This is a genomic window from Zhenpiania hominis (assembly GCF_014333425.1).
Lineage (GTDB): Bacteria > Bacillota > Clostridia > Peptostreptococcales > Anaerovoracaceae > Hominibacterium > Hominibacterium hominis.
Map to the genome: position 1 here is coordinate 166,128 of NZ_JACRYT010000002.1, position 21,260 is coordinate 187,387.

Consider the following 21,260-nt stretch of genomic DNA (forward strand, 5'->3'; position numbering starts at 1 on the left):
GCAGGCACGCTAGTACTCTTAAATCATCGTTATCTCTTGAAAAATAACTTCCTCTGCCTGTGCTTTCAGCGTGTTCATCAGCCCCACCCACCGCATAGGGTCACGGGATTTCAGTTCCTCGGTGACGCCTGCCGCCTCCATCATGCGGGGCAGCATGGCGTCCATGCGCTCCCGCGCCGCCCTGTCAATCTCCGACAGGTGCGGGTACAGCTTTTCACTCAAAATCAAGCTGCTGTAAAGGCCGGGTCGGTATTCCTTCAGGTAGCGTTGCCGCATACGGCCATACTTGCCGATGGGGGCCTCCGGCTGCTCGGAAAGTTTCAGGTCGGGGATGTAGTAATCTCCGCAGCGGGTGTAAGTCAATTCGCTCATGTTCATTCTCCTTTGCGCTGTGATGGTTAAACTGCGGCACTGGCCGATACGGTGGCCTTGCGCGGCTCCTGCCTAGGTAACTGGCTGACAGGGATAAAAATGCCTTTTTTCATGTCCTCTGCCCGGATTGCGGCCTTTGCTGCCTCCATTTTTGCCTTGCGCTTGGCGTTATAGCGTTCTTCCCATTCCTTCTGCTTGCCGTTTGCCTTGCGGTGTAAGTAGTTCTGGTGAAGCCTGTCTTTGCGTTCCTCCTTCTTCCGCAGTTCTTCCTGTTCCTCCGGGGTCAGGGGAACTGGCTGCAAGGCGGGCGGGATATACCGGCCCACAAAATTGAAATAGATTTCAACCTCCTGCGTGGTGTCCTGGCTGCCTTTGCGGGCGCGTTCATGGACAAGGATTTTCTCTACAAACTCGTTGAGCATGGTATTTGTCAGCGTATCGAAATTTTCGTACTTGTCAATCAGGGCAATAAACTTCTCCGCAGATTTCCGGCTCTGCTCATAGCCGGTAACGGCCTTTTCCAGTTCCGTGATTTCCGCATTGAGAGCGTCCTGCTCTTTGGCATACTGTGCGTCCAGGGCCTCATACCGGGCGTCCGGCAACTTACCCAGGGCGTTGTCCTCATAGATTTTGCAAATCAGCCGTTCCAGTTCCCCGGCCCGCTTTTGGGCGGCGGCCAGCCGTTTCCGTTTTTTGGATATGTCGGCGGTCTGCTGGGCGGCCTGCGTTTCCTGGACAGTGCGGATAAACTCGGCCCGGTCATTCTTGGAATACTCTGCGATGGCCCGGAGCATATCGGCAATCAGGGTCAGAACGGCTTCGGCCTTGATACGGTGCTGTGTCGGGCAAAGAGAGCCGATAGGATACTTCCCATACTGGCCGCAAGTGTACTGCGGGACGCGCTTGCCGTTGTATGTGCGGTGAACATACATCTTGCCGCCGCAATCGGCGCAGTACATCAGGCCGGTCAGGGGATGGGCCTCCCCAAAGCCGTCCGGGTAGCGTCTGGCGTTTCCCCGGATACGCTGCACATTGTCAAAGGTTTCCTGGTCAATAATGGCCTCATGGGTGTCCTCAAAAATCGTCCACTCGCTTTCATCCACATAGTGGCTTTTCTTGTCCTTGAAGTGCTTGCGGGTTTTGAAATTGACCGTATGGCCTAAATACTCCCGTTTTTTCAGGATTTCAACAACGGTAGAGGCACTCCAACGATAAATATCCGCAAAGGTTTTATTCTTGTTTACTCCTTCGCCATAGCGGGCAAGGTGAACGGCAGGCATTTCGATTTTTTCTTCTGACAACTTGGTTGCGATCTGATAGGGGCCGTAGCCCTCCATCGCAAGCGCGAAAATATGGCGTACCACAGCGGCGGCTTCTTCGTCAACAATCCAGTGTTCCCGCTTTTCATCCCACAAATAGCCGTAAATGACAGTGCCGGTCAGGTGCTTACCACTCATACCTTTGGATTTGAACACGGAGCGGATTTTCCGGCTGGTGTCGCGGGCGTAAAACTCGTTCATAATGTTGCGGAAAGGGGTAAAATCATCATCGCCTTTCAGACTGTCTACACCGTCATTGATGGCGATCAGCCGGACGCCGCGCTGCCGCAAAATCTCCATGACCTGGCCGACTTTCAGATAGTCGCGCCCCAGGCGGCTCATGTCTTTGATAACAATGGCCTCCACCCGTCCGGCCTCGACTTCCTCCATCATCGCCAGAAAGCCGGGGCGGTCAAAACGGGTTCCCGATACGCCGTCATCGGTGAAGTGGGTGGGGTTCGGCAGCCCATTCCGGCGGGCAAAGTCCTCTAACATCTTTTTCTGGTTTGATATGGAATTGCTCTCGCCTTGTAACTCATCATCGCGGCTCAAACGCTCATACAGAGGGGTGATTTTCTCGTTTCTCATGGCTGTACCTCCTGAAATGAAAATGCTCTAAGTGACTGCTTCACTAACCATGACAAAAACCATGATTAAGAAGTCACTTAGAGCATACATCCCCCGCCGCCAATTTGTATTTTTTATATTGCTTCACCGCGAAATGGTCGGGGCTGCGTTCTTCTAAATCGGCAAAGAGCAGATCAACGGGGCTTTGGTATTCCTCGTCGTCCTCGCGTGCTTCGCTTGCATTGATAAGTTCAAGCAGCGTTGTAAAGTTCATTTCCTCGGCGGGGGCTTCATACCAAATGTAGCCGATCAACGCGCAATATAATAATCTCTCGGCTTTCACCCAAAAATCTTCCGCGCTTTTTTCTCCCTCGCCTTTGGTATTGACAATAAGGGTATTGACAACCTTTAACACGTCCTTTTCGCTGCGGATATAGACAAAGGGGTTATAGTGCATACTTTTCCGAAAGTTTATCGTGTTCAGTACCTTAATGCGGTAGCCTGCCCGTTGCAGCAGCTTTCCGCACTCGATTAGGACGGTGCCTTTTGGGTCGGTCAAGACGTAGGAAGAATGAAGCTGCATTAAATTAGGCTTTACGAAAAACCTTGTCTTGCCGCTGCCGCTGCCGCCGATCACCACGACGTTTTTATTTCTCGCATATTTCGGCTGCTTCGGGCGGCTGTTCATGGTAAGGCGTTCGGTCTGCGTCAAAATGATGTTGTTCTGAAAATCCGGGTCAATGTAGGGCTTTATATCTTCGGCGTTGCCCCATCGGGCAGAGCCGTACTCCGCGCCCTTGCGGTATTTCTTTGCGTTTTTCCCTTTGACATAGACAATCAAGCGGATAACCACCGCGCCTACAATGCCAACAAGCAAATCCAGCGGGTACACGCTCGGCAAGGCGTTTTCAAATGCTGCGGAAAATCCTTTTGTGATATTCAGTATCTTTGCGGATATATCCGCGCCGGGGGCAAGTCGCACCGCCTGTCCGACTTTATCAAAGAGATAGACAAAGAACACATAGGGGATATTCGGAAGTATCAGCTTTTTGTAGTTTATTTGCTTCATATCTCGCGCCCCCTGTCTATTTTCTTTACCTTGTCGCGGGCGGCGTTAAGCTGCTTCGCCTTGTCCTTTGCAGCGGCAAGGGCTTTGCGGATAGAGGGCTTTTTATCCCGGTTCAGCTTCTTTGCGGAAAACTCTTGAAATGCTGCGGTCATAACGTCCGCGTCCCGGCCTTTGAAAAACACAAGGTAACGGGTCTGCTCGCCCTTAACCTTTTTCAGCGAAAAATCTATGTTGTATTTCTTCGCCGTACTCTCAAAGGCTTTAATATTGCTGTCGGTGATCTCGATGTTGGAAACGCCCGCGTTCTGCTTCATAAGCTGGCGCATGGTCTGTTTCCCATGCGCGGGCTTGCTTTTCTGCTCCAAAAACTTTCGGATTGCTTTCTGCAACGCCTGTTCGGTAAGCCGCGCCGCGCCTTTTCCCACTTTGACGTATAGGGCAATCGTTTTTTGGGTTACTTCCTCCTGCAAGGTATCAACTCCTTTCCCGGTAAAGTGTGGCTATGCTCATTCGCCGCCGTAAAAATCGTGATTGACAAGGGCGGTATAGTAGCTGTCAATGGTACTCGGCGCGTTGAACAGCACCGCTTTTAGATACTGCTTGATATTGCGCACTTTGGTTGTGTTTTCCCTCATGCAGTCCAAAACAAATTCAATATGGCTGCTGTTCAGCTTCAAAAACTTGGATTTGACAAGTTCGGCGGGGTAGTCGTCCCCGGCAATACGGATTGTCTTTCGGGCTGTGCAGACGGTTTCCAGCATAAGGTCAACAATCTCATTTAGGCGGTCTGCGTCGATTTTACAGTTTTGAATGAGATGGTCGTATTCGATATTGTCCTTGATAATCTCCCTGTAAATCTCTACTGCGCTATTGCTTTTCGCTTCCGTTCTTTTCCTTTCCGGCGGCGTAGCCGCTTCGTCCTGTGCAAAGGGCAAGGGGTTTGGGGAATGGAAAGGAATGGAATGGGTACTTGATAAATCAGTAATTGATTGTTCTTTACTTGATATATCTTTATTTAATTGCGTTGGATTTTCCAACGTAGGTTTTTCCAACGTTGGATTATCCAATGTTGGATTTTCCAATGTTGGATTTTCCAATGTAGGGTAATCCGATATAGACGGCTGTTCGCCGCTGGTAGCTGCTTCCGGCTCTCGCGGCTGCGGCTGCTCGTATATGACATAATCCGCGCCCCGCAAGCGTCCTTTCTCGTCGCGCTCCCGGCTGCGCACGATATATCCGGCTTTTTCGAGTTCTTTTACCGCTTCGCGGATTGCGTCGATCTTCTCGCGGTTGATGTGAGATAAGCCCGCAAGGGTATAATCCCAATCTTCGGGCAAAGACAGCATTTGCGAAAGCAAGCCTTTTGCCTTTAAGGTGAGTTCCTTATTGCGCAAGTGGTGGTTGCTCATAACGGTATATCCCGTATTGCGTTCCACTCTGAAAACTGCCATGTTTCATCACTTCCTCTCTTGGTCTGCGTGGAATATTAGAAAGCCGTTTTCGGCGGTTTTGGTATTGCAGTATGCCTTTGCCGTTTTTGTGTCTGAAAAGCCTTGTATTGCAAGGGCTTTTTCGCGCCTAACGTTCCACGTTACCGCCTGTTTTCGGGCATAAAAAAACCGCAACTCTTTTCAAGCTGCGGCGACATATCCTACTCACTTAAAAACGCCATATCAAGGCTTGTCCAACCTTGCTACGGCGTTTTAGGTGTAATTATAGGGGTTGTTTAATTGTCTTTAATGTGCTGAAAGCCGCATGGTTACGGCATTTTCCTTGTTGTGCATATATTGACGGGGCAGTGGGACCCGTTGGACCGGAGCAGCAGGGTTCCGGCCGAGAAGCACAGCCGCATCCACAGCCGCAGCTTCCTGAAGATCCATCGCAGCCGCAGCCGCAATTCTCACTTCCACCCGTATCATTGCTGCGCGAATCTCGAATTAATACTCTATCACCTAACTGATAAAAATCAGTTTTATAAGTCATTCTCATTCTCCCCTTTTTCGTTTAATTTGTTTTCAAAATAAACCCGATTATACGCTACTGCATCCGAATTTGGCTTGAAAACGCCAGCACGTTCATTACATTCACTGGCCAGACGATACATACCCATTCTGTCATAACAGACAGCGAGCTGTATATTCGGAAGGTAGCCGTAACATTCTGTCTGAACAAACCCTCCTGTTCTGACGTTCATTTCTCTGGTCCGTGCCGTTTCATACCAGAAAGCTGCCTGAGCATACTTTCCTTTATTAAAGAAATGTTCCCCTATCTGACAGCAAATTTCAGCGCGGGGAACATCAAGCAGCAGACTCTTCATCAAAGCTTCTGCCTCCTGATCTTCCCTGCCCTGCTTCCGGTAGCAGGCGGCCAGAGTTTTGCACGCCTCCAGCTTATTTTCAATCCAGCCTCCAGCTTCTTTCATAAATGCTTCCAATGCAGCCGCGGCTTCTTCATACCGCTCGTTAAAATATAATTCCTGTCCGTAATAAAATTTTTGCCTGGGAGAAAGGATCTGCCCGGACCTTTTTTTCTTTTCCAGAATCCGCAAATTCCTTTGCGGGTCTCCACGCTTTGTCTTCTTATGTGTCACACAGGCTTCTCCGTAGAGAATTGTCCCTGACGGTGTAACAGCTTCATGAATTTCCCCTTCCCACCGGAATTTTCCGGAATTTTTTATCAGTCTTTCTCTATAATAGATAAAGATCGGGCGGCCCTCTTCATCAAAGGCCGTATGATAGGGAAGCATCACAATATCTTCTTTTCCGGACAGCTTCTCTTTCATTTCCCGAAATCGCTGCCGATCCTTTTCCAGAATTACATCGTCCGCATCCAGCCACATACAGTATTCCATTTCCGCTTTTTCGAAAGACGCGTTTCTGGCTGCGGCAAAATCATCATTCCACGGCAACTCATAAAGCTTCTGTGTAAAGGCTCGGGCGATGTCTCTGGTTCGATCTTCGGATCCGGTATCGACAATTACAATTTCATCTACCAGATCGCTCACTGAATTGAGACACCGCTCCAAAACAGCTTCCTCATTTTTTACGATCATGCACAGGCTGATTGTAACCATACTATCCCTCCGCTTTCTTCCTTATTGTATGCACAACAGAGGCAAAAGGCTCCTATAGGTGAACGAAGGATTGGTCAGGGAACAAAATATTAATACTTTATGATGATTGTCAAAGACGCTTGTTTCATACAGCGAAAAAATGTTACAATAATGACGCTTATATTAAGACAGATAGGAGAAGAAGTGTGAAAAGTGTGAAAAAAAGAAGGAGACTGCTTTTTTGCCTGCTCTTAGGAATTCTATTCTGCCTTTCAGCAGTGAATTACTGTCTGGCCGAAAGCACAGAAGCCAATGGGGGAAATGGGCTTCTTATCACGTTTAAAACCGGCGTGACAAAACATCAGGCAAAAAAAGTAATGAAAAAAGTTAATGTAATCGCAAAAGATAAGATGTTCCAAAGGAAAGGGAATACCCTTCTGTTACGGTTGGATTCATCTGAAATGAGAAGGCAGGCTATCTCTAAGCTAAAAAAAGAATCGGCAGTTGCCTCTGTTCAGCCTAATTACCGGTACACCCTGGGAGAAACTTCCTCTTCCGGAGATTCTTTTATTGACAGGCAGTGGAACCTGGATTACATGGATGTTCCGGAGGCCTGGGATCTGATCGATAAGGTAAAGCCTCAAGCCCTGCGCGACGAAAAGGATAAAGTCATTGTCGCGACTCTGGACACAGGTGTTGATTACCAACATCCGGATCTCCAAAAGAATGTTGCCATTGAAAATTGTGTGACGGTGGCGGACAGAGAATCCCCCTATCCGGTTTACGGCAAAGCGCTGCCATCATCCCATGGAACAGGAACCGCGGGGATCATTGCCGCTACTTCCAACAATGGTATCGGAATTGCCGGAATAGCAGCCGGCAATCATAACGATCTTATTTCACTTATGGCGATTAACGTTTTCCACAGCGAGGGATATATTTCCCAGGCCAGTGCCTCTACCGTAGATATCATCAAAGGCATTGAGTATGCTTGCGCGAAGGGCGCAAAAGTCATTAATATGTGTCTGGGTCATTCGGAAGGAGATTCTGATCTGTTTGGCTTGCCCCATGATGACGCAGCGCTGGAAGCGGCGATTAACGATGCCGTCTACAAGAAAGATGTGGTAATCGTATGTTCCGCCGGAAACAACGGAGATGCCCGGATCTGGTATCCTTCCGATTTCGACGCGACCATCAGTGTCATTAATACCAAAAAGTATAAGAATGCCTGGAGCCGAAAATGTAAAACCGGACGTTCAAATTTTGGTTCCTCAAAGGATATTTCCGCGCCTGGCAGGGGCGTATATACAACCGGGTTGAATGGGTCCTACAAAAAAGGCTGCGGCACCTCTATGGCCGCTCCATCTGTAGCAGCAGTTGCCGCGCTCGTCCGCTATGTGAATCCTCAGCTTTCCGCCGCGGAGGTAAAGGAGATCCTCTATTCTACAGCTACGGATCTCTATAAGCCAGGCTACGATATTTATACGGGTCATGGAAACGTAAATGCCTGCCGGGCTGTTGCGGCAGCGGCAGGTGTGTCTGACGGGCTGAAAGTTCCACAGCTTGCGCGGCCAAAATCGGTAAAAGCATATTCGGCAGGTCCTCATGCGATAAAGCTTTCCTGGAAAAAAGTGCCTCGAGCGAATGGCTATTTTATTTATCGTTCTGATAAAAAAGATGGCTCTTATCATAGGATTAAGCGAATTCGCAGAGGAAAAATTCTGTCGTTCCGAGACACTGGCCGCAAATTCGATAAGAAATTTTATTATAAAATTGTCGCTTACGGTACCACCCGTGACGGAAAAAAAGCTCTGAGCCCAGAGAGCCGAAAAGTAACTTCCCGTCCTCGCGCGGAAGTCCCTTCACTCAAAACCGCAAACCGGGATTATCGAGCAATCCATCTTTCGTGGAAAAAATCCACTGGCACAGACGGTTATGAAATCTACCGTTCTGATACCAAAAATGGAGATTATCAGTTAATTCAGACGATCTCCCAAAGACGCCCCCGCAGTTGGACAGATCGGGAACTGACTGTAGGCAAAACTTATTATTACAAGATGCGCTCTTACTGCTTCCGTAACGGTAAGCACTACTACAGCGAGCTGTCCCCGAAAGCCTCTGCTAAAGTGCGGCCGGCACAGCCGGCGTTTTCGGTGAAAAAGGTTGGGCGAAAAATTATCCTCAAGCGAAAAGAATCCGATCCCTCCCAAATCAGCGGCTGCCAGATTTATCGAAGGACAGAGGAGCGGAAATGGCGTCTGATTAAAACGATGCCTGTCGAGAAGCGTAGATTCACGGATCGAAATCTAACCCCCGGAAAAAAATATTTCTACAAAATCCGTACTTATAAAACGGTCCAAGGGAAACGGGTTTACAGCAAAACCTCTAAAGTAAAATCCAGGCGGCTATAATATTCTGCCATATCCGATACATGCTGGCGCGCAAACAGACAATTGTTTGCGCGCCAGATTTTTATTTGTTTCCATACTGTATTTTATGCTGTAGTATGTTATTATCTCTTTGAAACGAAATGTCATTTTAATTATAAGGAAATCAATCATGAATATTGGAAGAAAAACACCTATCAAAGCAGTTGGATATTTTGATCGCTGCACAGATGGAAACGTACAACTTCATAAACGTATGTACCGGATTCAATGTCATGAAAATGGTTTGTCTGTTAATGGGTATTTCGTTCAAGTATTCACATTGCCTTACACTTTAATCAAAAGTATCGATCATCTTACCAGAAATGAAGTGGGAGCATGGCAGCAATGGGAACGCCAGTATTATCTGCGAATCACCTATTTAAAGCAATCTACTGGCAGACATGAAGTTTTAGTTTTCAAATGCACACGGCCCTTTCAGGCGATTTATGATTATTGGGTGCGCGCTGTAGTTCCGTGGAAGCAATAGACAATAACAACTGAATATATTTACCAAGGCAGCCGCTTGAACGTGCTTCCACCTGCCCTGAGTCTTGTACGGTGAGGTGGTAACATGAGTACATATGAAGAACTAATGATTATGTTGACAATGCTTCTCATAGTCGTTACCGCTCTGAGTATTACCAATAAAAAATAGCCGTTCAGCTCTGGTAAAGTGACGGCTATAGGCTATTAGCTTGCCGGGGCAGGTGGGTCAGGCACCTTCCGGCTGTCTTGTTAAGTATATTATAGCAAATAGGCTCCAAATGTCAAATCGTTAAAACCACCTCACTAGCAATGAGAACGATTTTATAAATCAGGACTGCAATGGTACAATCTGAAGTTACAATCGGAACGGACTTCCGGGGAAAACCGATCCAATATAGCCGGACCGTCCGCAGAATTATTTAGTTTTACGTCAAATTTACATCAATACCCTAAAAAAGAAGGAACGTTGAAATGTTCAACGTTCCAATTGGTCGAGGCAGCAGGATTCGAACCTGTGGCCTTTGCGTCCCGAACGCAACGCTCTACCAAGCTGAGCTATGCCTCGATCTGACTTTTCCTATTATACACTTGTTTTCCCTGTTCTGCAACAATGAATTTAAAAAATTTGCGGAGAAACGTATCGTTATTTTACTTTCTAACAGCTTAACCAAAAATCATTTCCTACATTTTCTCCCAAGATAAAAGAGACTTGCGTCATTCCACAAGCCCCCTTTTCACTGTTTATTCCTTCTAAGCTGTCACGCGAACATTGGCCGCCCGCATTTTTCCGCGAGCCTCATCATCTTCAACCTCAAAGGTCACTCTCTGTCCTTCTTTCAATGATTTGAATCCTTCCGCAATGATTGCCGAAAAATGCACGAATAAATCTTCTCCGCTCTCATCATTTGTGATAAAACCATAGCCTTTGTCATCATTAAACCATTTTACTGTACCTGTGCACATTTCGCGGTACCTCCCTTTTTGTTTACTAATTGCATAACTATAACTGTACGAATAAAAAGTGGAAACAGTGGAGTTACGCGTTTCATGCCTGTCAGTCGGGCCCAGGACACACCGCAAATGGTACTCTTTTGAAACTCCAAAGCGATTGCCGCCAGCTCTCGTTCCTGTATTATAAAAAAAACAGCTTTTAAAAGTATCCTTGGCTGGAACTTTTAAAAACTGTATTGCTTATAATCGTTCTCCACTTAATACAAGTTTAGTATATCACGGAATTGTCAGATTTGTCAAACACAACTTTTTTCAAAAGCCCCGACTCCCATCTTTGACAGGAGCCGGGGTTTTTCACGGTATTTTATGTCCTGATGATTAAATGAAAAAGTGAATTATCCGATGCTTTCTTATTTCCAGTTCACGGAATACCAACCGGAAGAGTTCTTACTTCCTCTGTAAATCTTAATGTGATAGGTGCCTTTTGTCCATTTTCCGATGGAAGTCATTTTCACGCCTTTATTCAGATAAGAGAAAGAGCCGACAGAACCGATTCTTTTATTTCCGCGATACACAGCAATTTTGATTCTGTTATTTGTCGCACCTTTCACCGTAATCCGAACTTTTTTCTTCTTCGTCAACCTGAATTTATACCAGTCCGTCCTGTTTTCGCTTGCTACAATTGTACCTTTCTTTGTCCGATTCCTCTTCAGAAGGGTTGCTCTGGTCTTCTTTTTACCGCTCTTATCGAGCACGGTGCTATTCGTTACCTTCAGTGCGTAAATTCCATCTGAATTATAAGAAGCAGCAACTCTGATATAATAGGTCTTGCCTTTTTTTACACCAAAAGTAGGATTATATCCCGTGTAAACCGCAGTAGAGATCGCTTTTTTCTTGCTGTTACACAATGTAATCTTATCGTATGCCTCAGAACCCTGCACTTTCAGATATCCGTTTCTTACCGCTTTAAATTTAAAATGATTTGTCTGGGCATCCTTATAACCTACTGCAATCTGTTTTTTATTGTAGATGGTTCGATCCGTTCCCCTTACATATCTAGCGACCATATTACCTACTACAGATACCGATTCACCACTGTATGCAGAAGAGTATACTCCAAGATAATAATATCCAGCAGCAGGCACCTTAATTGTCCAAGAAGTTGTAGTTCCTTTCGATACACCTAGAGAACCAACTTGGCTGCTCAATTGTGCATCACGATACAGTCCATAGTTGATATAGTCTGTACTCTGTGATGAATTCGCTACTGACATAATAAAACTTCCTTTCGCAGGTAAATAAATGCGCTGCGCAATTCCCGCTTTACTACTGCTGATCATATCCGCATTTGTGTAGCCGAAGGTCACGTCTTTTGTTTTCTCATTTCCAGTTGTCACAGTAGTAAATGATAATGTTCCAACTGCTTTCGTTTCTGCTGCGCCTTTTACGGTCGCAGCTTTTGCCTGTTTTTCTAGATCCTGGCTGAGATCCGCGCCGCTCGACGCTTCATCTGTCTTCACCGCGGTCGCTTCAGCCTTCATTTCCCCTGCGCCCGTTTCGCTGCTGTCCGCAAACGCAACGCTCGCTGAAGTGAATACCAGCGTAAGAATCAGCATTGCCGACAGCAATTTGCCCATTACTTTTTTCATGTTCGTTCTCCTTTAAAACTTTCTTGAAGGTACATAAAATATCTGCCTCCATTATACTAAATAATCATTCAATTATCACTAATTTTTCGCAGATTATTCAAAATTTAACACATTTTTTACATTGTAACCTTCGCACCGCAAGGAAATATTTCCCAATCCGCCTCATATTCCCTCTGCGCACAAAAAAGCGGCATGGTTCTTTCTGCCGCTTTTTATATTTTCTAATAGCCCAATTTTTATAGGCGCTGCTTATCTCAAAGCCCTTTCCTATTTTTTCAGAAGAGTGTTCTCAATAATCTCCGCCGCATCTTCAATGCATCCGTCGCAGGTACGCAGCACATTGCCGCCTTTCACGCCTTTCAGCTCCGCGCAGATAATCGACTTATTTTTGTCCTCAAACTGCCTGGTCATATCTTTCATCATCTTGTAACATTCTTTTTTCGTGGCAGGCTTGTCCAGATTTCCATCGCTCAGCTTCATTCCCGTAAGTACCGCCATGGCGCTGACCGCTCCGCAGGTGCCCATAGTTCCCATGCCGAATCCGAAGGCTTCCGACATTTTGAAAGCTTCTTTTTCATCTACTCCAAACAAATCGCAGTAAGCGCATACAACCGCCTGGGCGCAATTATAACCATGCTTATGATTTTCCAATGCTTTCTTTACTCTTTCTGACATTTAAGACTTCCTCCTTGTATTCATCACTTCTACCTGTAGTCTATCACAATTTCCATAAAAAAGACAGGCGGATTCCTTCCATCCCACGGCTTGCGCGGAAAAGCAGCGGCCAGGGACTACAGATAGCCCGCGCTGTCATCTCAGATTGTATCCCGCACCCTTTAAAAGCCTTTTATGGATACAAAACTTTCCCGTTTGCGGGATCGGATTCGGGCAAAACCGCGGATTTTATTCTTTTTCCTGAAAGCGCAAGTCTTCAAACCCATAACTTTTGTATCCATTCGGCGGATTTCAGGCACCCAGGATACAACGTCCCGCTTACATGCCGATGATCTCCTCATCCGCAGTATAGAGCTGGTACAATCTGCTGTACAATCCTCCTTTTGCCATCAGTTCCTCATGGCTGCCCTGCTCCTGGATTCCTTCCTCTGTAAGTACCAGAATGGTTTTCGCGTCCCGAATCGTAGTCAGACGATGGGCGATGGTCAGGGTGGTCCTTCCTTTTGCCAGTTTTTCAAGGGATTCCTGGATAATCCGTTCACTCTCGTTGTCCAGGGCGGAAGTCGCCTCATCCAGGATCAGGATCGGCGGATTTTTCAGGAATACCCTGGCAATGCTGATTCGCTGTTTCTGCCCGCCGGACAGTTTTACGCCCCGCTCTCCTACAAAGGTATCATAGCCATCCGCCAGCTGCGTGATAAACTCGTGGGCTCCCGCCAGCTTTGCCGCTTCCTGAATTTCTTCCCGAGAAGCTCCCGGCTTCCCGTACTCGATATTATCATAGACGGTTCCGGAAAACAGATACACATCCTGCTGCACCATGCCGATCTGGGAGCGAAGAGAATGGGCCGTCACATCCCGGATATCCGTTCCGTCGATCAGAATCCGCCCATCCGTCACGTCAAAGAAACGCGGAATCAGGTTACACAAAGTCGTTTTCCCGGCTCCCGATGGACCTACCAGCGCTACATTCTCACCGGCCTCGATTTTCAGGTCAATGCTGGTCAGCACATCCTCATCGCTGTCATTATAGCGGAAGCTGGCGTGATCAAAGATAATCTCGCCTTTGATAGAATCCAATTCTTTGGCGTCCGGCGCGTCCTGAATCTCCACCTCTTCATCCATCACTTCGATGAACCGTTCAATCCCGGTCATTCCCCTCTGGAACTGCTCGGTAAACTCCACAATGCGGCGGACCGAATTAAGCAGCATCACTACATACAAAAGATACGCCATCAAATCAGCAGCTGTGATGCTCCCCTCCATCATAAACAGGGAACCGGCAACCACAACCGCGATGTACATGATACCGTCAAAGAGCCTGGTTGTACTCTGAAAGCCTGCCATATAGCGGTACATTTCCTTTTTGATATTGAGAAATCCCTGGTTGCCCTCTTCAAATTTTCGTTCTTCAATCTCCTCGTTGGCAAAGGACTTGACGACGCGCACGCCCAACAGACTGTCCTCCACCTGCGCGTTAATCTCTCCCAGCTGATTCCTGGACTTTTTAAAGGCGGTCCGCATCTTTGTATTGAATTTCATGGCAAAGAAAATCATGAAGGGGATAATGGCGAAAATGAGAACCGTCAGCCACACATTCACGGAGCAGAGAATACAGAAGGACACGACAATTTTCAGAGCCGCGATGAAGTATTCCTCCGGACAGTGGTGCGCGAACTCGGTCACGTCAAACAGATCGCTTGTAATCCGCGCCATCAGCTGTCCCACCTTTGTATTATTGTAATAGGAATAGGACAGATCCTGCAGGTGCTCGAAGAGGTCCTTGCGCATGTCGGTTTCGATTTTCGCGCCCATTACATGTCCGATATTGGCCATATAATAATTGGCAATCAGATCGATAACGCGCAATACCAGATAGAGGGCTCCCACCGACAAGATCAGCCGCACCGTCAACTGGCTGACGTCGGTCGCTGCGATATCCGTAAGATACCGCACGATCATGGGCAGCACCAGATCGCAGATGCTGGTCAGCGCCGCACAGAACAGATCCATCGCCAGAATGCCTTTATATTTTTTGAAATACGGAAGAAACCGCTTAATCAAATAAGAGGTCTTCCTGGTGTTAATCGCGTTTTCTTTCATTTTCCGGATCACCTGTACTTTTCTGCCAGAATCCTTCCCACATAAACGCCGCTTGCCGAGGCCTGGGACAGAGAGTGGGTCACGCCGGATCCATCTCCCAGCGCGTACATTCCCTTTACCTTTGTTTCCAGGTTCTTATCCACCTCTACCTTAGAGTTGTAGAACTTTACTTCCACACCATAGAGCAACGTGTCCTCGTTAGCGGTTCCCGGCGCAATCTTATCCAGAGCGTAAATCATCTCAATAATATTATCCAGCTGCCGCTTTGGAATGACCAGGCTCAAATCGCCGGCCGTCGCCTGAAGGGTCGGCCTTGTGAAACATTTTTTCATGCGCCGTTCGCTGCTTCGTCGTCCTTTCACCAGATCGCCAAACCGCTGCAGCAGTACGCCGCCGCCCAGCATATTGGAAAGGCGAGCGATGGATTCCCCATATTCATTGCTGTCTTTAAAGGGCTCTGTAAAAGTATTGGAAACCAGCAGCGCGAAGTTGGTATTTTCCGTCCGCAGCGCGGGGTCCGCGTAACTATGCCCGTTAACCGTCACAATGCCATTGGTGTTCTCCGCTACTACTTCCCCATAGGGATTCATGCAGAATGTCCGCACCTGGTCATTGTATTTATCCGTCTTATAGACGATCTTGCTCTCATAGACGTCGTCGGTAATATGCTTAAAAATCTCAGCGGGCAGTTCCACCCGTACTCCGATGTCCACGCGGTTTTTTTCCTGTTTGATCCCCATTCTGTCGCAGACGCTGGAAATCCACTTTGATCCGGAACGTCCTGTCGCCAAGACCAGATCCCGGCAGGAAAAAGCTTCTCCCTTATCCGTCTTCACGAGAAACGTTCCGTCCTGCTCCTGTTCAATTTCCGTAATCGTTGTATAGAACATCGTATCAATCCTGTCGCTGCAGTAGTCAAAGATTCGACCCAGTATTTTTACATTTCGATCCGTTCCCAGATGGCGCACCTTGGCTTCCAGAAGATGCAGATTGTTTCGCAGCGCGATCGTCTTTAATTCGGAGCTGGCGGTGGAGTAAAGTTTGGCGTCCGCTCCGCCCATGCCGCAGAGCACCTCATCCACATATTCCATCAGCGCCATGGCCGCGTCTCTGCCTACATAGTTATGCAGATCCCCTCCGAACTGAGTTGTAATATTGTATTTTCCATCTGAAAGGGTTCCCGCTCCGCCGTATCCGTTCATAATATGGCACGGACTGCACTTTACACAGGTCTTCGCGCCCTTCTTAATCGGACACTGGCGCTTTTCCAGAGGCGCGCCTTTATCGATCATCAGAACCTTTGCCCGGTTCTCCAGTTTTGTCAGCTCATAGGACAAGAACACGCCGCTGGCGCCTGCCCCCACTATGATAATATCATAATGCTTCATTTCTATCCTCCCAAACAATCTTCTTTCTATTTCCCAATTCTTATATTTTATGTCCTTTTATTTCGTTTGTAAAGAAATTTTGTATACTATCTTGGGGTCCGCGCAAGAAAAAGACGCAGCTTTCATACCATGAGCTGCGTCCCAAATTGTCTTATTTTTTCTTCTTGATGTTCGGATCCGTCGGATCGTAATTCTGTCCGGAAGGAATTTTCTTTACGCTCGGCTTATCAAAAGGCCCTACGGATTTTCCATCATAAATCACAACTTTCGTGTTCTTATTTCTCGCAATATCATAGATGATCTTCGCGTTGCTCGTCTGCAGACGGATACATCCGTGGGAAGCCGGTCCTCCCAGGTTATTGTAAGCGGAAGTAACCAGTGTCCGGTTGTTCCTTGTTCTGTAAGTAACCGAATGGAACAGATAGCTTCCGGTAATTCTGGAGCAGTACTGGCCGTAAACATATCCGCCCATAGTAGGTCCTCCCAGCAGTCCCCATCTGTAGGTTCGGTCTTTTGTCAGGTAGTAGGTTCCCTTAACGGTTGGCGTTCCGGCCTTTCCAACGGAACACGCCATCGCTTTTACTGGAATCCATTTCTTTCCATCTTTCGCGTAAAGGGTCACGCAGTTTCTTTTGCGGTTCACTTTAATCAGCGAAACTTTTTTCTTCCACTTATTTCCGAATTTCGCGATCAGATCCTGGCACAGGCGCCCCTTCTTATCAAAGTAATATTTATATTTCCCGATGGATTTCCATCCGGTCACAGCCGCGCCGCTCTTAAAATAATACCGCTTTCCGTTAACGCGTTTCCAGCCTTTTTTCTTATATACCTTCCCTTTTTTGGTAAAGTAATAGATTTTGCCATTGTTCATTTTTCTGACTTTGTTCTTATACCGGGTCTGCTTTACGCCTTTCGCGTAATAATAGCTTCCGCGGACACCGGAATAACGCTTTCCTGCCTTATAATACTTTTTATTATAAGTACCGGTAAACAGAACTCCCTTTGAATAGCGTTTTCCTTTATAGGTGCCGGTATAAAGCGAACCGTTTCGGTAATATTTTTTGTTATAAGTACCCGTATAAAGCGCTCCAGCCCCGTCGGAACCAAAGCGATACAGCGTTCCGTTATAAAACGCGCGGATGTTTACTTTCTTTACTCCGGTAGCAGAATCCAAATAGTAGAGAGTTCCGTCAATCGTCTGAAACCCCCTCAGCAAGGCGCCATCCCGATAATACGTTCCATCTGCCTGCCATCCATCATTTACCTGCTCGGACAAAATCGAAACACTGGTCTGCTCAGACGCCGCGCTTCCCTTTTCATTGTCGGTCTGCGCATGGACATCCGATCCAGCAAGCACCAGAAAACACAGAGCCAGAAACAGCCCTGCCGCAATAGCTCCCGCAATCCTTTTGCGGGATTCCGCAATCTGCATCTTCCATTCTCCTTTTCACACATACAGCTGCCGGCGCGCAAGCCCGGCAATGCCCTTCCGGGAAACATTCCCTTTACTCTTCTTCATCCTCTTCGAGCATGAGCTGGTCAAATACAGCGACCGCTCTTTCAAACTCCGCGTCGTCTTCAATATCGATCAGTTCAAACTCATCCTCGCTGACTTCTTTATATCCGTAGATATACACGTCGTCCGAGTCATCCTGAGGGATCAGCGCGATATATTCTTTCCCATCCGCCTCAAAGACGCCCATCATTTCACATTCCAGTTCTGTGCCATCATCATATTCCAATGTGATGATATCTGCCTCTGCCATAGCTTGTTTCCTCCAAAATTCTTAAAATCATTGCTAATATCACTACTATACCATTCCGCCGGTATTTTAGCAATGAAAATATTCTCTAATTTTTTCTGCCAGTTTTTCCGTAATTCCCTTTACCTCCCGCAGTTCTTCCACGGAAGCCTGCTTGATCCGTTCGACGCTTCCGAAATGATCCAGCAGCGCGCCGCGTTTGGCTGGTCCGATTCCTTCAATTTCATCCAGCACGGAGGTGAGCATTCGTTTTCCCCGCAGCCCCCGGTGATAATCAATGGCAAAACGGTGTACTTCCTCCTGAACCGTCCCCATGTACTTGTAAAGCAACGGATGTTCCCGCAGGCGAAGCTCCCGCATCTGTCCGTTTTCAATATATACCAGCGAACGGGTTCTGTGGTGATCGTCTTTCGCCATACCCGCCACCGCCAGATCCAGATCCATTGCCCGGATCATCTCAATCGCCGCGTTAACGTGCCCCTTTCCTCCATCCATCAGAATCAGATCCGGAAGCACGGAAAAGCCTTCGTCTCCTTCCAGGGCGCGCCGGAACCGCCGAAACAGGACTTCCTGCATACAAGCATAGTCATCCTGTCCTTCCACCGTCCGTATTTTAAATCTCCGATAGGATTTTTTGTCCGGCCGCAGTCCCTCAAAGACGACCATCGCCCCCACCGTGTCTACTCCGTTGGTGTTGGAAATATCGTACGCTTCCACCCGATAGTCCCTGCCGTTGTAGGGCTGGTCCTCATAACCCATGTGATTCAGAATGGTATAAATTTCTTTTCCAAGGCTCTGGGCCCGTTCCTTCCGGACTTCCGCCCGCTGATCGATGGTCTTGACCATTTCCACCACATCTTTTTTCGCCAGCTCCAGAAGCGCTCTTTTTTCTCCCTTCTTCGGAGCCAGAAGGCGCACCTGGTGTCCCGCCAGCTCCGAAAGATAGGCCTCCAGAAGTTTTTTTTCCTCCGGCTGTTTTTCCAGCAGAATCTCCTTGGGAAGATGGATGCTCTGGCTGTAATGCTGTTTTAGAAAGGCCGCCACAATCTCATCGGAGGTATCTTCCTCCATAGACTGAAGATCGTAGGTCTCTCTCCCGCTGAGTTTTCCGTCCCGCACAAAGAACAGAACGACGTGGCGCTGCTTTGCCCCGCGGGCTACCAGAATCAGATCCACATCCTTTGTATCCTGCAGCACCACTCGCTGCTTTTCCGAAAGCGCCTTCGCGGCCATAATATAGTCTCTGTATTCGGCTGCCCGCTCAAAATCCAGATTTTCTGACGCTTTGCGCATCTCCTCTTCCAGGTGTGACAGAATGCCTTTCGTTCTGCCCCGAAGGAACTCCACCGCGTGATCGATTTTCTCCCGGTATTCCGCAGGCGAAACCGTCCCCTGACAGATGCCGTCGCACTGCTTGATATGATAGTTCAGGCACGGACGGAAACCCTTGGGAAACACTCTGGCGGAACATTTCTTCAGAGCGTATACCTGGTTCAGCAGATCCACGATCTGATTGACCGCTCCCGCGTCGCTGTACGGGCCGAAATATTTACTGCCGTCTTTTTTTACCTGCCGGGTTTTCAGAAGCCGCGGATAGGTCTCCTCCATGGTGACTTTGATATAGGGGTAGGTCTTGTCATCCCGGAGCAGAACATTGTACTTGGGACTGTATTTTTTGATGAGATTGCATTCCAGAATCAGGGCTTCCATTTCGCTGCCCGTCGTAATATATTCAAACTCCTCAATCTGGGAAACCATGGACCGCACTTTAGGGTCCATATGGCGAGAGGATTGAAAATACTGGCGTACCCGATTTTTCAGAGAAACGGCCTTGCCCACGTAAATTACCTGCCCCAGTTTATCCTTATGAAGATAAACTCCCGGAGAATCCGGGAGTTTTTTTAGGTTTTCCTGAATGTCAAACATCGTTATCTCTGCACTCTTCCTTTGCTCTTACGTTTCTTCCGTTTTGCCGCGTTGCGGGCGCGTCTGTCTGAGGAAGGCTGCTGTGATTCCTGATTCGGACGTACCGGCGGCCGTGTTCCACTTCGCTGCTGCCTCTGGTAACTCTGTCCGGCCTGGTACTGACTCCCTCGCGCCGCCGCGGCTTTACGCCTTCTCCGGCGTTTTCGCGCCCGTCTGCGCAAAAGCCAGATGATCAGAAGCATCAGCAGAATCAGCGCCGCGGCAATATAGATCAGCACTGCCAGCCAGTCAGGGATTCCTATGTAGGAAAGAGGACCGCCTTTTTCGATCGTCTCCGCGGCCACTACATCGGTCTGGCTCACAAGTTCGTTCCCATTGTAAACCTTGATCACACCGACCTTATCCCCTTTTTTTACAGGGGCCTGCAGCTCCATCTCCTCAAATTCAGTTGTAACGCCGTCAATCTCCGCGCCGCTGGTCACCGTCACCGCTGCCGCGGACTCTGCTATTCCCGCCACATGCCGGTGTTCTCCCCGCTTTACGCGGACCTTACCCACATGTTCATTTTTTCTGACAATATTGTGGGTATCATAGAAATTTTCCAGCACATAATCCCACATCTTAGCCGTGTCGTAAAACCGGCTGTCCGCGCCGGAGTTGAGTACTACGGAAATCAGCTCCGTTCCGTTGCGTTCTACCGCGCCTACCAGACAGGCTCCGGCCGTGCTGGTCTGACCGGTTTTCACGCCGATTGTTCCTTCGTATTTCGGTACGAATTCAATTTCCTTTGTATTCACAACCGTCTTACCGTTTTTTGTGGAAGTTGTTTCTTCTTCTACGGTAATCGGCTCCGTATCCCAAAGCAGCTTGTTGGTATTCTTCAGCTCCCGCTTTTTTGACTTGTTCGTTGCCGGCATGGTGTAGCTTTCCGTGCTAATCAGTTTGCGGAAGGTTTTGTTCTTCATGGCTTCTTTGGTAATCAGCGCCAGATCATAAGCGGTGGTCAGATGTTCTTCCTGTCCCTGCCAGTTCAGACCGCTGGGGTTAAGGAAGTTTGTACTCTTCGCTCCGCAATCCTCCGCCCATTCGTTCATCAGCTTGCAGAAGTTCGTTTCATTCCCTCCGATTTCCTCCGCAAAAGCGACCGCCGCGTCATTGGCCGAAGGCAGCATCAACGCGTAAAGCAAATCCTCTACAACAAATTCTTCGCCTTTCTTAATATCAATAATGCTCCCCATCTGCACCGCGTCATGCTTAGCGGTAAGCGTGTCATCCAGTTCCAGATGCTCCAGGACTACCATACAGGTAACGATCTTTGTCGTGCTGGCGGGCTGCCTTTTGGTATAAATATCTTTTTCGTAAAGAATCTTCCCCGAATCGGCGTCGATTACAATCGCGGACTCCGCTTCCAGCTGCGGGCTGTCCGCAGAAGCAGCAAATGCCGGCGTCCACTGGACGCAGGCAATCGCAAGTATCATAATAAAAACAAACAGCCTTTTTCTGAATTTCAT

At 47.9% G+C, this 21,260-nt stretch carries 16 protein-coding genes, 1 tRNA gene and 1 pseudogene; 2 read left to right on the forward strand and 16 right to left on the reverse strand.

Annotated elements, in window-relative coordinates; all coding sequences use genetic code 11:
• Positions 1-18: 18 nt before the first annotated feature.
• The 6 genes and pseudogenes from H9L42_RS03630 to H9L42_RS03655 all read right to left on the reverse strand — a co-directional run bounded on the left by H9L42_RS03630 (position 19) and on the right by H9L42_RS03655 (position 6,400).
• Positions 19-372 carry a TnpV protein gene (locus tag H9L42_RS03630; protein WP_187302045.1) on the reverse strand — a complete coding sequence of 118 codons (354 nt, stop codon included), beginning with the start codon at positions 370-372 and terminating at the stop codon, positions 19-21.
• A gap of 26 nt (positions 373-398) precedes the next feature.
• A complete protein-coding gene (locus H9L42_RS03635; RefSeq protein WP_187302046.1) occupies positions 399-2,279 on the reverse strand; it encodes a recombinase family protein in 1,881 nt (626 codons plus the stop codon).
• 91 nt (positions 2,280-2,370) lie between these two features.
• Positions 2,371-3,327 (reverse strand): annotated as a pseudogene (locus H9L42_RS03640) (type IV secretory system conjugative DNA transfer family protein); the annotation flags it as partial.
• A complete protein-coding gene (locus tag H9L42_RS03645; RefSeq protein ID WP_007860263.1) occupies positions 3,324-3,797 on the reverse strand; it encodes a PcfB family protein in 474 nt (157 codons plus the stop codon). The gene H9L42_RS03645 and the pseudogene H9L42_RS03640, both read right to left, overlap by 4 nt.
• Positions 3,798-3,833: 36 nt before the next feature.
• Positions 3,834-4,778 (reverse strand): DUF6017 domain-containing protein, encoded by a 945-nt coding sequence (locus H9L42_RS03650; protein WP_007860264.1) that lies wholly within the window; start codon positions 4,776-4,778, stop codon positions 3,834-3,836.
• A 521-nt stretch (positions 4,779-5,299) separates the two neighbouring features.
• Positions 5,300-6,400 carry a glycosyltransferase family 2 protein gene (locus H9L42_RS03655; RefSeq protein ID WP_187302048.1) on the reverse strand — a complete coding sequence of 367 codons (1,101 nt, stop codon included), beginning with the start codon at positions 6,398-6,400 and terminating at the stop codon, positions 5,300-5,302.
• Between the two features lie 185 nt (positions 6,401-6,585).
• On the opposite strand from H9L42_RS03655, the gene H9L42_RS03660 reads away from it, so the two are divergent.
• Together H9L42_RS03660 and H9L42_RS03665 are read left to right on the forward strand one after the other, a co-directional pair.
• On the forward strand, positions 6,586-8,790 hold the full coding sequence (locus tag H9L42_RS03660) for a S8 family serine peptidase (protein WP_187302049.1): 2,205 nt from the start codon (positions 6,586-6,588) through the stop codon (positions 8,788-8,790).
• Between the two features lie 148 nt (positions 8,791-8,938).
• Positions 8,939-9,295: a hypothetical protein gene (locus tag H9L42_RS03665; RefSeq protein WP_187302050.1), complete on the forward strand. Its 357-nt coding sequence runs from the start codon at positions 8,939-8,941 to the stop codon at positions 9,293-9,295.
• A gap of 487 nt (positions 9,296-9,782) precedes the next feature.
• Here the strand turns inward: H9L42_RS03665 and H9L42_RS03670 are convergent.
• The 10 genes from H9L42_RS03670 to H9L42_RS03715 form a co-directional block, all read right to left on the reverse strand.
• A tRNA-Pro gene (locus H9L42_RS03670) sits at positions 9,783-9,859 on the reverse strand.
• Between the two features lie 185 nt (positions 9,860-10,044).
• Positions 10,045-10,257, reverse strand: coding sequence for a cold-shock protein (locus tag H9L42_RS03675; RefSeq protein WP_187302051.1), 213 nt, complete (start codon positions 10,255-10,257; stop codon positions 10,045-10,047).
• Between the two features lie 398 nt (positions 10,258-10,655).
• Positions 10,656-11,894: a hypothetical protein gene (locus H9L42_RS03680; protein WP_187302052.1), complete on the reverse strand. Its 1,239-nt coding sequence runs from the start codon at positions 11,892-11,894 to the stop codon at positions 10,656-10,658.
• 267 nt (positions 11,895-12,161) lie between these two features.
• Complete coding sequence (locus H9L42_RS03685; protein WP_187302053.1) at positions 12,162-12,569, reverse strand: C-GCAxxG-C-C family protein; 408 nt, start codon at positions 12,567-12,569, stop codon at positions 12,162-12,164.
• 318 nt (positions 12,570-12,887) lie between these two features.
• Positions 12,888-14,672 carry an ABC transporter ATP-binding protein gene (locus H9L42_RS03690; protein ID WP_187302054.1) on the reverse strand — a complete coding sequence of 595 codons (1,785 nt, stop codon included), beginning with the start codon at positions 14,670-14,672 and terminating at the stop codon, positions 12,888-12,890.
• Positions 14,673-14,680: 8 nt separating this feature from the next.
• Complete coding sequence (locus H9L42_RS03695) at positions 14,681-16,060, reverse strand: NAD(P)/FAD-dependent oxidoreductase (RefSeq protein WP_187302055.1); 1,380 nt, start codon at positions 16,058-16,060, stop codon at positions 14,681-14,683.
• 151 nt (positions 16,061-16,211) lie between these two features.
• Positions 16,212-17,492, reverse strand: coding sequence for a L,D-transpeptidase family protein (locus tag H9L42_RS03700; protein WP_187302056.1), 1,281 nt, complete (start codon positions 17,490-17,492; stop codon positions 16,212-16,214).
• A gap of 73 nt (positions 17,493-17,565) precedes the next feature.
• Positions 17,566-17,826, reverse strand: coding sequence for a DUF1292 domain-containing protein (locus tag H9L42_RS03705; protein WP_187302057.1), 261 nt, complete (start codon positions 17,824-17,826; stop codon positions 17,566-17,568).
• Between the two features lie 66 nt (positions 17,827-17,892).
• Entirely contained in the window at positions 17,893-19,749 is a 1,857-nt protein-coding gene (uvrC, locus tag H9L42_RS03710; protein WP_187302058.1) for an excinuclease ABC subunit UvrC, read from the reverse strand.
• A 2-nt stretch (positions 19,750-19,751) separates the two neighbouring features.
• Complete coding sequence (locus H9L42_RS03715) at positions 19,752-21,260, reverse strand: D-alanyl-D-alanine carboxypeptidase family protein (RefSeq protein WP_187302059.1); 1,509 nt, start codon at positions 21,258-21,260, stop codon at positions 19,752-19,754.

What these genes read in the sequence shown, in the direction of transcription:
- H9L42_RS03700 (WP_187302056.1), bottom strand. Translation starts at nt 17,492, where the DNA reads ATGCAGATTGCGGAATCCCGCAAAAGGATTGCGGGAGCTATTGCGGCA.
- H9L42_RS03685 (WP_187302053.1), bottom strand. Translation starts at nt 12,569, where the DNA reads ATGTCAGAAAGAGTAAAGAAAGCATTGGAAAATCATAAGCATGGTTAT.
- H9L42_RS03630 (WP_187302045.1), bottom strand. Translation starts at nt 372, where the DNA reads ATGAGCGAATTGACTTACACCCGCTGCGGAGATTACTACATCCCCGAC.
- H9L42_RS03705 (WP_187302057.1), bottom strand. Translation starts at nt 17,826, where the DNA reads ATGGCAGAGGCAGATATCATCACATTGGAATATGATGATGGCACAGAA.
- H9L42_RS03690 (WP_187302054.1), bottom strand. Translation starts at nt 14,672, where the DNA reads ATGAAAGAAAACGCGATTAACACCAGGAAGACCTCTTATTTGATTAAG.
- H9L42_RS03715 (WP_187302059.1), bottom strand. Translation starts at nt 21,260, where the DNA reads ATGAAATTCAGAAAAAGGCTGTTTGTTTTTATTATGATACTTGCGATT.
- H9L42_RS03680 (WP_187302052.1), bottom strand. Translation starts at nt 11,894, where the DNA reads ATGAAAAAAGTAATGGGCAAATTGCTGTCGGCAATGCTGATTCTTACG.
- uvrC (WP_187302058.1), bottom strand. Translation starts at nt 19,749, where the DNA reads ATGTTTGACATTCAGGAAAACCTAAAAAAACTCCCGGATTCTCCGGGA.
- H9L42_RS03650 (WP_007860264.1), bottom strand. Translation starts at nt 4,778, where the DNA reads ATGGCAGTTTTCAGAGTGGAACGCAATACGGGATATACCGTTATGAGC.
- H9L42_RS03665 (WP_187302050.1), top strand. Translation starts at nt 8,939, where the DNA reads ATGAATATTGGAAGAAAAACACCTATCAAAGCAGTTGGATATTTTGAT.
- H9L42_RS03695 (WP_187302055.1), bottom strand. Translation starts at nt 16,060, where the DNA reads ATGAAGCATTATGATATTATCATAGTGGGGGCAGGCGCCAGCGGCGTG.
- H9L42_RS03655 (WP_187302048.1), bottom strand. Translation starts at nt 6,400, where the DNA reads ATGGTTACAATCAGCCTGTGCATGATCGTAAAAAATGAGGAAGCTGTT.
- H9L42_RS03675 (WP_187302051.1), bottom strand. Translation starts at nt 10,257, where the DNA reads ATGTGCACAGGTACAGTAAAATGGTTTAATGATGACAAAGGCTATGGT.
- H9L42_RS03635 (WP_187302046.1), bottom strand. Translation starts at nt 2,279, where the DNA reads ATGAGAAACGAGAAAATCACCCCTCTGTATGAGCGTTTGAGCCGCGAT.